At 60.3% G+C, this 7,955-nt stretch carries 10 protein-coding genes; 9 read left to right on the top strand and 1 reads right to left on the bottom strand.

Annotated elements, in window-relative coordinates:
* A partial coding sequence (locus M3I53_RS37540) for a LysR family transcriptional regulator (protein ID WP_254320775.1) occupies positions 1-694 on the bottom strand: 694 nt, incomplete at its 3' end.
* A gap of 307 nt (positions 695-1,001) precedes the next feature.
* Here M3I53_RS37540 and M3I53_RS37535 point away from each other — a divergent pair.
* From M3I53_RS37535 to M3I53_RS37495, 9 genes are all read left to right on the top strand, one after another.
* Positions 1,002-1,883 (top strand): intradiol ring-cleavage dioxygenase, encoded by an 882-nt coding sequence (locus M3I53_RS37535; RefSeq protein WP_133188025.1) that lies wholly within the window; start codon positions 1,002-1,004, stop codon positions 1,881-1,883.
* Entirely contained in the window at positions 1,880-2,230 is a 351-nt protein-coding gene (locus M3I53_RS37530; protein ID WP_254320774.1) for a Dabb family protein, read from the top strand. Before M3I53_RS37535 ends, M3I53_RS37530 begins: the two co-directional genes overlap by 4 nt.
* Positions 2,217-3,281: a maleylacetate reductase gene (locus tag M3I53_RS37525; RefSeq protein ID WP_254320773.1), complete on the top strand. Its 1,065-nt coding sequence runs from the start codon at positions 2,217-2,219 to the stop codon at positions 3,279-3,281. Before M3I53_RS37530 ends, M3I53_RS37525 begins: the two co-directional genes overlap by 14 nt.
* Before the next feature lie 84 nt (positions 3,282-3,365).
* Positions 3,366-3,650: a YciI family protein gene (locus tag M3I53_RS37520; RefSeq protein ID WP_254320772.1), complete on the top strand. Its 285-nt coding sequence runs from the start codon at positions 3,366-3,368 to the stop codon at positions 3,648-3,650.
* Positions 3,651-3,769: 119 nt separating this feature from the next.
* Positions 3,770-4,576, top strand: a complete 807-nt coding sequence (locus M3I53_RS37515; RefSeq protein ID WP_254320771.1) for an SDR family NAD(P)-dependent oxidoreductase — start codon at positions 3,770-3,772, stop codon at positions 4,574-4,576.
* Positions 4,577-4,667: 91 nt separating this feature from the next.
* The gene (locus tag M3I53_RS37510; protein WP_254320770.1) at positions 4,668-4,961 is read left to right on the top strand and encodes a hypothetical protein; all 294 of its coding nucleotides are present in this window, start codon (positions 4,668-4,670) and stop codon (positions 4,959-4,961) included.
* A gap of 55 nt (positions 4,962-5,016) precedes the next feature.
* Positions 5,017-6,009, top strand: coding sequence for an inositol 2-dehydrogenase (gene iolG, locus M3I53_RS37505; RefSeq protein ID WP_254320769.1), 993 nt, complete (start codon positions 5,017-5,019; stop codon positions 6,007-6,009).
* A 118-nt stretch (positions 6,010-6,127) separates the two neighbouring features.
* Positions 6,128-7,036: a LysR family transcriptional regulator gene (locus M3I53_RS37500; RefSeq protein ID WP_254320768.1), complete on the top strand. Its 909-nt coding sequence runs from the start codon at positions 6,128-6,130 to the stop codon at positions 7,034-7,036.
* A 469-nt stretch (positions 7,037-7,505) separates the two neighbouring features.
* Positions 7,506-7,955 (top strand): helix-turn-helix domain-containing protein (locus tag M3I53_RS37495; protein ID WP_254320767.1); only part of this gene is annotated, 450 nt, incomplete at its 3' end.

The raw sequence follows: 7,955 nt of genomic DNA, 5'->3' as shown, positions 1-7,955 counted from the left end.
GCCCGGCAGCCACGATGACCTGCCCTTCATTCGAATCGAGCGCGCTCGAGATGGATACGGTGCATTCGTCCTCCCCGCGGCGCAGATGGAGCTGATGCGGGTCAACCGACAGGTTGTAGATCAGCATCCGGTGTTGCCCCAGGTCCTGTGGTGTTTGCGGCCGACCGTGCGTCGAGAGATAGTCAGGCGACGCGGCGAGCACACGTCGGGTTTCGGCAAGCCGTCGAACAGTGATTCCAGAATCGCCCTCGTGTTCCTTGGTGCGGATGGCAATGTCGATACCAGCCTCGATGAAGTTGTGGTACTGGTTCGCTGCAGTCAACTGGACCGACAGATTGGGGTAGCGCTCCAGGAAGTCAGGCAGCGCCGGCGCCAGATGCATCATCGCAAACGACACGGAGCTCGTGACACGAAGTACCCCTCGCGGACTTACGCTCTCATCGGCGGCGATCGAGTCCGCCTCTGCCAGCTCGGAAAGCACCAGCCCGCATCGCCGGTGATATTCCCGGCCGGCGTCGGTGAGCCACATTCTTCGCGTCGTGCGTTCAATCAGACGCGTGCCGAGTTGCTCTTCGAGCAGACTCAGCGTGCGACTCGCGGCAGCGTTAGACATATCGAGTTGCTCAGCGGCCCTGGACAAGCTGCCAAGGTCCGCAGTAAGCACGAACAACTGAATCTGGGTCAGGCGGTCCATCGTCTCCTCGATCTGATAGTGCTGGAACAATCAAGGCTGATTTTTTCAGCGTGTTCAGACGTACTATCACCCAGTTTCAGAGGTGGATAAACACACTGCAAGTCGCCAGATTGTCAACCTGCGGTCGACAGTCCTGCTGCAAAAGGGCCAACGGGTCACGCGAAGTGCTGCCATCTGTGGAAGCGACGCAGGGCATTTTTCCGGCGCCAGGAAATGTCATTTCGCCGGAGCGCATTTTATTTCCGGCAACGAAGCTTTAACTTTGTCGGGAAGACGCTTGCAAGAGCGCACACCGGAGACAATTGAAATGCGCAATATCAACGAAGACACCATCACGCTCGCAGTGATCGAATCCTTCGCTAAGTGCGAAGACGCTCGCCTGCGAACCATCATGACCAGCCTCGTGCAGCACCTTCACGCTTTTGCGAGAGAGGTGAAACTGACCGAGGCCGAGTGGTTCAAGGCTATTTCATTTCTGACGGAGGTCGGTCACATCACCGACGACAGGCGCCAGGAATTCATCCTGCTTTCCGATACGCTTGGCCTGTCCATGCTGGTGACGGCTCAGAACAACAGCAAGCCGGCCAATTGCACCGAGGCAACGGTGTTCGGGCCGTTTTTCCTTGAGGGGGCGCCGCTCTACAGGAACGGCGACGACATCTCGAATGGCGCACATGGCGCGCCATGCTACGTGAAAGGACAGGTACGAGGCGCGGATGGCGAAGTTGTGCCGAATGCGTGGCTTGATGTATGGCAGTCGGACGAAGACGGCTTTTACGACGTCCAGACGCACAGTGGCGACGGGCCCACAGAACATCGTGCTCGCGGGCGGTTGCAGACCGATGCCGAGGGGCATTTCCATTTTCGGTCGATCCTCGCTGAAGCTTATCCGATTCCCCACGATGGGCCGGTCGGCCGGATGCTCGCCGCGACCGGACGCCACCCCTGGCGCCCCGCCCACCTGCATTTCATGCTTCAGGCGCCCGGCTACGAGACCCTGATCACTCACGTGTTCCGGGATGGCGACCAGTATCTCGATTCCGACGTGGTCTTCGGTGTGCGCTCGTCCCTGATCGCAGACTGGGTTCGTCACGAGCCCGGGATCGCACCGGACGGCAAGGTATTCGAGGTACCGTGGTACACGCTCGACTACGATTTCATCCTTAATCCATCGGAGGCAATCGCATGATCCGGCATATCGTTATGTGGCGTGTACGCGGTGAAACGGAGGCCGAGCGTGCGGCAACGTCGGAGCTTGTGAAGACAAGTTTCGAAGGGCTGCGCGGTCGAATTCCGGGAATGAGTCATCTTGAGGTCGGCATCGACTCAAGCGGGGTCGATTACGCATGCGACGCCGTTCTCGTGACGGAGTTTGAGTCCCGCGAAGCGTTGGACGCGTATGCGTCTCATCCTGAGCATCTGCGTGTCCGGACGGAGCTCGGCGACGTGCGGACAGCACGGTTCCAGGTCGACTATGAATTTGATGCTGCCGCGATGCGTACGATGGAGGCGGAGCCCGCACATGCAAAAGCTTGAGTTTATCTATCAGGCACGACCGGGCCGTGTAGTTTTCGGCGCGGGTAGCTTGCAGCACCTCGTGCGTGAAGTCCTGGAACTCGGCGCGGAACGTGCACTCGTTCTCTGCACGCCGGAGCAGCGGGAGACTGCCGAAATGGTCGCCGCAAGGCTGGGTGCACGCACGGCGGCTGTCTTCGACAAGGCTGTGATGCATGTGCCAATTGAACTCGCTCGCCAAGCACGCGCGTTGGCCCGGGAGCTGAACGCCGACTGCGCCATCGCCGTCGGCGGAGGTTCCACGGTCGGCCTCGGCAAGGCGATCGCGATGGATTCCGGTCTTCCCATTCTCGCGATTCCCACAACCTACGCCGGCAGTGAGATGACGGCAATCTATGGCATTACCGAAGGTGGCCTGAAGAAGACCGGAACGGACGTCAGGGTGCTTCCGAGAACCGTGATTTATGATCCCGACCTCACGGTCACATTGCCGGTCGGGCTCTCCGTAACCAGCGGCATCAACGCCATCGCACACGCCGCAGAGGCGCTGTATTCACGCGACGCGAATCCGGTTATCAGCCTGATGGCCGAAGAGGGCATCGCATCGCTGGCGCGTGCGCTGCCAGGCATCGTTGCGAACTCCACCGACATCAATGCCCGTTCGCAGGCATTGTATGGTGCATGGTTGTGTGGGACGGCTCTGGGGAGTGTCGGTATGGCGCTACACCACAAGCTCTGCCATACGCTCGGCGGAAGCTTCAATCTCCCACACGCGCAAACCCACACCATCGTGTTGCCGCACGCGCTTGCATACAACAGGCAGGCTGCGCCTGACGCGATGACCCGAATTGCGCGCGCGATCGGAGCGGACGATGCAGCCATAGGTGTCTACGAACTGGCGAAGGCCAACGGCGCGCCGGTCGCGCTGAAGGATATCGGGATGAAGGCCGAGGACGTGGAAAAGGCAGCGGAAATCGCCAGCTCGAATCCGTACTGGAATCCGCGGCCGATCGAACGTGAAGCGATCCACGCCTTGCTGCAGGATGCGTTTGATGGAGTTAGCCCGCGCTAGGGCGGCACAGGCCGGGCGTGATCCCGCGCCAGCATTGAAGTCGCGCGTGAGCACGTCGGCTGTTTGAATCTTTGGAGGTGCAGTATGCATTTCACTGTCTATTGTCTTGACCACGACGGAGTCGTCGAGCGCCGGCTCGAACACTACGACGCCCACAAAGCCTACCTGCAGACTTCACCGGTGAAGACCTTGATCTCGGGTCCGCTGACCAAAGCGGACGGAACGACGATGATCGGTAGTTTCTTCCTCTATGAGGCAGAGGGGATCGCTGACATCGAGGCATTCGTCAAGGACGATCCGTTCAACAAGGCGAAGATCTGGAAGTCGATCGATATTCGGCCATTCATCAAGCGCGTGGATAACCGTTAGCCATGCCTTGAGGGATGACGGCGGCCTGGTGCGCGTAGGTCGCCGCGTGGTGGCATGGATCATAACGATGCCAGAGTTTCTCGAATCTGAAGGATTACTTATAAATAGGAAAGGAGACAATGATGCAAACGGGTCTTGATGGAAAGATCGTCCTCGTGACTGGCGCTGCGAAAGGCATTGGCCGCTCAACGGCAGTTGCCTTCGCGAAGGAGGGGGCACGCCTGTGCCTAGTGGATATCGATGGCGGCGCACTCGAGCAAGTTCAGGCGGAACTTCGGGCGATGGGAAGCAACGTCAGCGTCGCTCAGGCCGACCTATCGAAAGCCAACGGCGTTCAGGAGGGAATTGATGCGGCGCTGCGCCCGTATAGCGGGCAGGTCGACGTGCTCGTGAACAATGTGGGCGCGGGCAAGGTGCGGACATTCGAGGAACTCTCGGACGAGGACTGGGATTTCACCCTGAATCTCAATTTCATGAGTTACGTGCGTGCATGCCGCCATCTGCTTCCCGCACTGCGCGCGCGGGAGAGGGCCGTGATCATCAATAACGCATCGGACCTGGCTCGACAGCCGGAGCCGGTTCCCATCGATTATTCGGCGTCGAAGGCGGCTGTACTTGCCTTGACCAAGGGGCTGGCGCGCGCGGAGGCGCCCCGGATTCGCGTCAATGCGGTGGCCCCCGGGCCCGTGTGGACGCCGTTCTGGACCAAGGAAGGTGGCTTCGCGGACACGATGGGCAAGTTCCACGGCATGGCGCCGCGTGAAGCCGTGGAGCATGAACTCTCCCTGCGCCAGCTCCCGTTGAACCGTCTGGGCACGCCGGAAGAGGTGGCGAACGTGATCGTGTTCCTGGCCTCAGACCTCGCTTCGTTTGTAACGTCAGCGGTGTGGGGCGTCGATGGCGGCAGCATTCGAAGCCTCATCTGAGGACGAGGGCGCGCGCAGCCGCAGAGCCGGAACGGCTGTGGCGTGCGTTCCCGCGCCGTACGAGGGTAACCGAAAGGTAGCAGGAGAAGATATGTCTGGTTCGTCAATGTCTACCCAGGACCGCAGCATTCTCGCCGAGGCGCTTGCCATGCTGCTAAGGGAGCGCAGCTACGCCCATCGCCTGGCGATCGAAATCGCAGCGGCGCGCGGAGAGCAAGGGCCGGATATCTCGGAGTATGGTGTCGTGGATATCCTTCGGTTGAGCCGGGAGTTTGCACAGGATGGCCCGAACAGGCCAGAGCATCCCTACGTTCAGAGGTTGCTGCAACCTAAGTGTGCAGGTTCGCCGTCGCGCCGAACGACTGTTGCTACCTCTGAAAATTGACGTTTGCAATAAATAGCGCGTCGCACAGGCGCGTGGTTGGACACAGGAGACTTGTATGTTGCGAATTGCTGTCCTTGGTGCGGGCCGCATCGGAAAAATCCACGCTGCAAACGTGGCCGCAGACCGTCGTCTTGAACTCGTCGTTGTTGCCGATCCCAACGAGGCTGCGGTTGCAGAGCTGGCGAGTTCGCTCGGCTGTGATTTCAGCCTCGACTGTGGGGCAGCGGTCGATCGTGAAGATGTTGATGCGGTCATCATCGGCACGCCGACTGACACCCATATCGACCTCACACTGCGCGCCGTACGGCTCGGAAAACCCGTTCTCTGCGAGAAACCGATCGATCTCGATATCGATCGGGCGCTCGCTGCGGTGGAGGAGATCGAGCGACTGCAGGGCAAGGTGATGCTCGCTTTCAACAGGCGCTTCGATCCTGACGCGATGGCCCTGAAAAAAGCGATCCGTGACGGCGAGGTGGGTGACGTTCGTCAGGTTGTCATCACGAGCCGCGACCCCGGCCTGGCGCCGCGTGAATATCTTCGCCACTCTGGCGGCATCTTTCGCGATATGACCATTCACGACTTTGATACCGCGCGCTGGCTGCTGGGCGAGGATCCGGTCGAGGTCATGGCGATGGGTAACCGTCTCGTCGATCCAGGCCTGGATGAGATTCCCGACTTCGACAGCGTGATGGTGCTGTTGCGCACGGCATCCGGAAAACAATGTCATATCAACGGGTCAAGACAGGCCGTCTACGGCTTCGATCAGCGCGTGGAGGTGTTCGGTTCGAAGGGCATGGTTCTGAACGAGAACCATCGCCCGTCGAGTCTGCGTCGCTGGACCAGCGGCGCGACTGAGGCGCGCGATCCGCTACTCAACTTCTTTCTGGAGCGGCACGCGGATTCGTATCGTGTCGAGCTCAACGCCTTCATCGACGCATTGCAGAGCGGCACCGCAATGCCCGCGACTCCACGCGACGGCATCAGGGCACTTCACATCGCCAATTGTGCGCTCGAGGCTGCGCAGAGCGGCCGCGCAGTCCGGATCTGAAGGCCGGGACCGCGGGCGCCCGGCAAAGCCGGCGTCCGCGTCACCCGTTGAGAAAAAGTTGACAACCACCCGGTCTGTGCCCTAAATGGAGACGGCACTTCTCCGATAGGGTATCTACATGGCGCAACCGGAATCCTTCAGCGGCGTTGCGATTTTCGTAGCTGCCGCCAGATCGCGCAGCTTTACGGACGCTGCGGACCAGCTCGGGCTGACCAAGTCAGCCGTCGGCAAGTCCATTGCGAAGCTGGAGGAGCGCCTCGGCGCCAAGCTTTTTCACCGGACGACGCGAAGCATCGCGTTGACCGCCGATGGCGAGGCTTACTTTGCGGCGTGCTCCGCGGCGCTGGACGAAATTTCGGCGGCCGAAGCCGCCCTCGGGCCAGGACAGCAACGACCGGTGGGCCGCCTGCGCATTGATATGCCTGCGGCGTTCGGTCGACGTGTGCTGGTTCCGATCCTTCTCAAGATCGGCCGGGAGCACCCCGATCTCCAGTTCACGATGACCTTCTCCGACCACATCATCGACCCGATCGAGGAGGGCGTCGACCTCGTAGTGCGATTTGGAGAACTGCAAAGTTCAAGTGGCCTCGTCGCGCGCCGTCTGACGAGTCAGAGGATGGTCATCGCGGCAGCGCCAGAGTATCTCAAACGGAAGGGCACTCCGAAGACGGTCGATGATCTGCAGAACCATTCGTGCATTGTGGGGTATCGCAGAGGGCAGCCGCTTTCATGGCGCGTCAACACAGATGGGGAATCGCGGCGCATCTCTCCGCCTCCCACTCATCAGATAAGTGACGGCGATACCATTATCGACGCCGCGTTGTCCGGACTCGGAATCTGCCAGATGCCGATGTCGCTGCTCCGACCGGGCTTGAAGGGTGGAACACTCGTTTCGGTCCTCGACAAGGTGTCGAAGGACCTCATCGACGTGCACGTTGTATGGCCGAAAGTGGCGCATCTCCGGCCAAAAGTCCGGCACGTTGTCGATACGTTGGTTGCGCTAGCCGCAGAAGGGGCGCTCGACTGATCAGTCGTCTTCGCGTCGGTAAGTTCGCGACGAGATTCAGGGGACGATGATATTCAAAGCGGTGGACGGCACGGTGCGGCCGCGGACTCTTTATCGCCTGCTCGATCAGGGATTGCATCGACGCGCGCCTTCAAATAGCCAGTTTCGCATTCCTGGAGGCGTCTCGGGCCAGCTCGCGCAGGCAATGGATCGAGGGGGGAGTGTTATTTGATGGTGTCGACACAAGTCCAACTTCTGCATTGGTGAAACTGGTGGGGCCAGGCTGTCTGAGATCGCATCGACCGCCAAAATGGGAGCCGAGACGCTCGCCTCTAAGAATGGTGTATCGCATTTAACATAACGCAATTTATCGCATTTTATTATTGTACGGGCTAAGTTGTAGTGTCCGCTTTTAGCCAAGTTCAGATGTCCGCTTTTTGGACGATCGTAAGCTAACAGATCGCTGGGAATCCAGTGTTTGGGAGCTTTAATGGCGGCAACAGAACGGATAACAATGACGATGCGCGAGCTGGACAGATTGAAGCTCATTCAGGACGTGGTGGACGGACGGCTCAAGCCGCTGCGCGCAGCGCAGCGGCTCGGGCTGACGACCCGGCAGATTCGCCGGCTGGTTGGCCGGTTTCGTGAGCACGGGCCGCAAGGCCTCGTGTCGCGGCGACGCTCGCGGCCTAGCAACAACCGGCTAGACCGCGTAACGGCAGACCGGGCGCTATCGATTGTCCGTGAGCGTTACGCCGATTTCGGGCCCACGCTGGCCTGCGAGAAGCTCCGGGAATGCCACGGCATCCAGCTGGCGAAGGAGACGTTGCGCAAACTCATGATGGACGCAGGACTATGGGTTGCGCGCCGGCAGCGGCCGCCGAAGATCTATCAGCCGCGCGCACGGCGTACGTGCCTGGGCGAGCTCATCCAGATCGAC

The organism is Paraburkholderia sp. CNPSo 3272, from assembly GCF_024206495.1.
Lineage (GTDB): Bacteria > Pseudomonadota > Gammaproteobacteria > Burkholderiales > Burkholderiaceae > Paraburkholderia.
The sequence above is the reverse complement of the archived record's forward strand: the minus strand, read 5'-3'. Positions and strand labels throughout refer to the sequence as shown.

What these genes read in the sequence shown, in the direction of transcription:
- M3I53_RS37535 (WP_133188025.1), top strand. Translation starts at nt 1,002, where the DNA reads ATGCGCAATATCAACGAAGACACCATCACGCTCGCAGTGATCGAATCC.
- M3I53_RS37530 (WP_254320774.1), top strand. Translation starts at nt 1,880, where the DNA reads ATGATCCGGCATATCGTTATGTGGCGTGTACGCGGTGAAACGGAGGCC.
- M3I53_RS37525 (WP_254320773.1), top strand. Translation starts at nt 2,217, where the DNA reads ATGCAAAAGCTTGAGTTTATCTATCAGGCACGACCGGGCCGTGTAGTT.
- M3I53_RS37520 (WP_254320772.1), top strand. Translation starts at nt 3,366, where the DNA reads ATGCATTTCACTGTCTATTGTCTTGACCACGACGGAGTCGTCGAGCGC.
- M3I53_RS37515 (WP_254320771.1), top strand. Translation starts at nt 3,770, where the DNA reads ATGATGCAAACGGGTCTTGATGGAAAGATCGTCCTCGTGACTGGCGCT.
- M3I53_RS37510 (WP_254320770.1), top strand. Translation starts at nt 4,668, where the DNA reads ATGTCTGGTTCGTCAATGTCTACCCAGGACCGCAGCATTCTCGCCGAG.
- iolG (WP_254320769.1), top strand. Translation starts at nt 5,017, where the DNA reads ATGTTGCGAATTGCTGTCCTTGGTGCGGGCCGCATCGGAAAAATCCAC.
- M3I53_RS37500 (WP_254320768.1), top strand. Translation starts at nt 6,128, where the DNA reads ATGGCGCAACCGGAATCCTTCAGCGGCGTTGCGATTTTCGTAGCTGCC.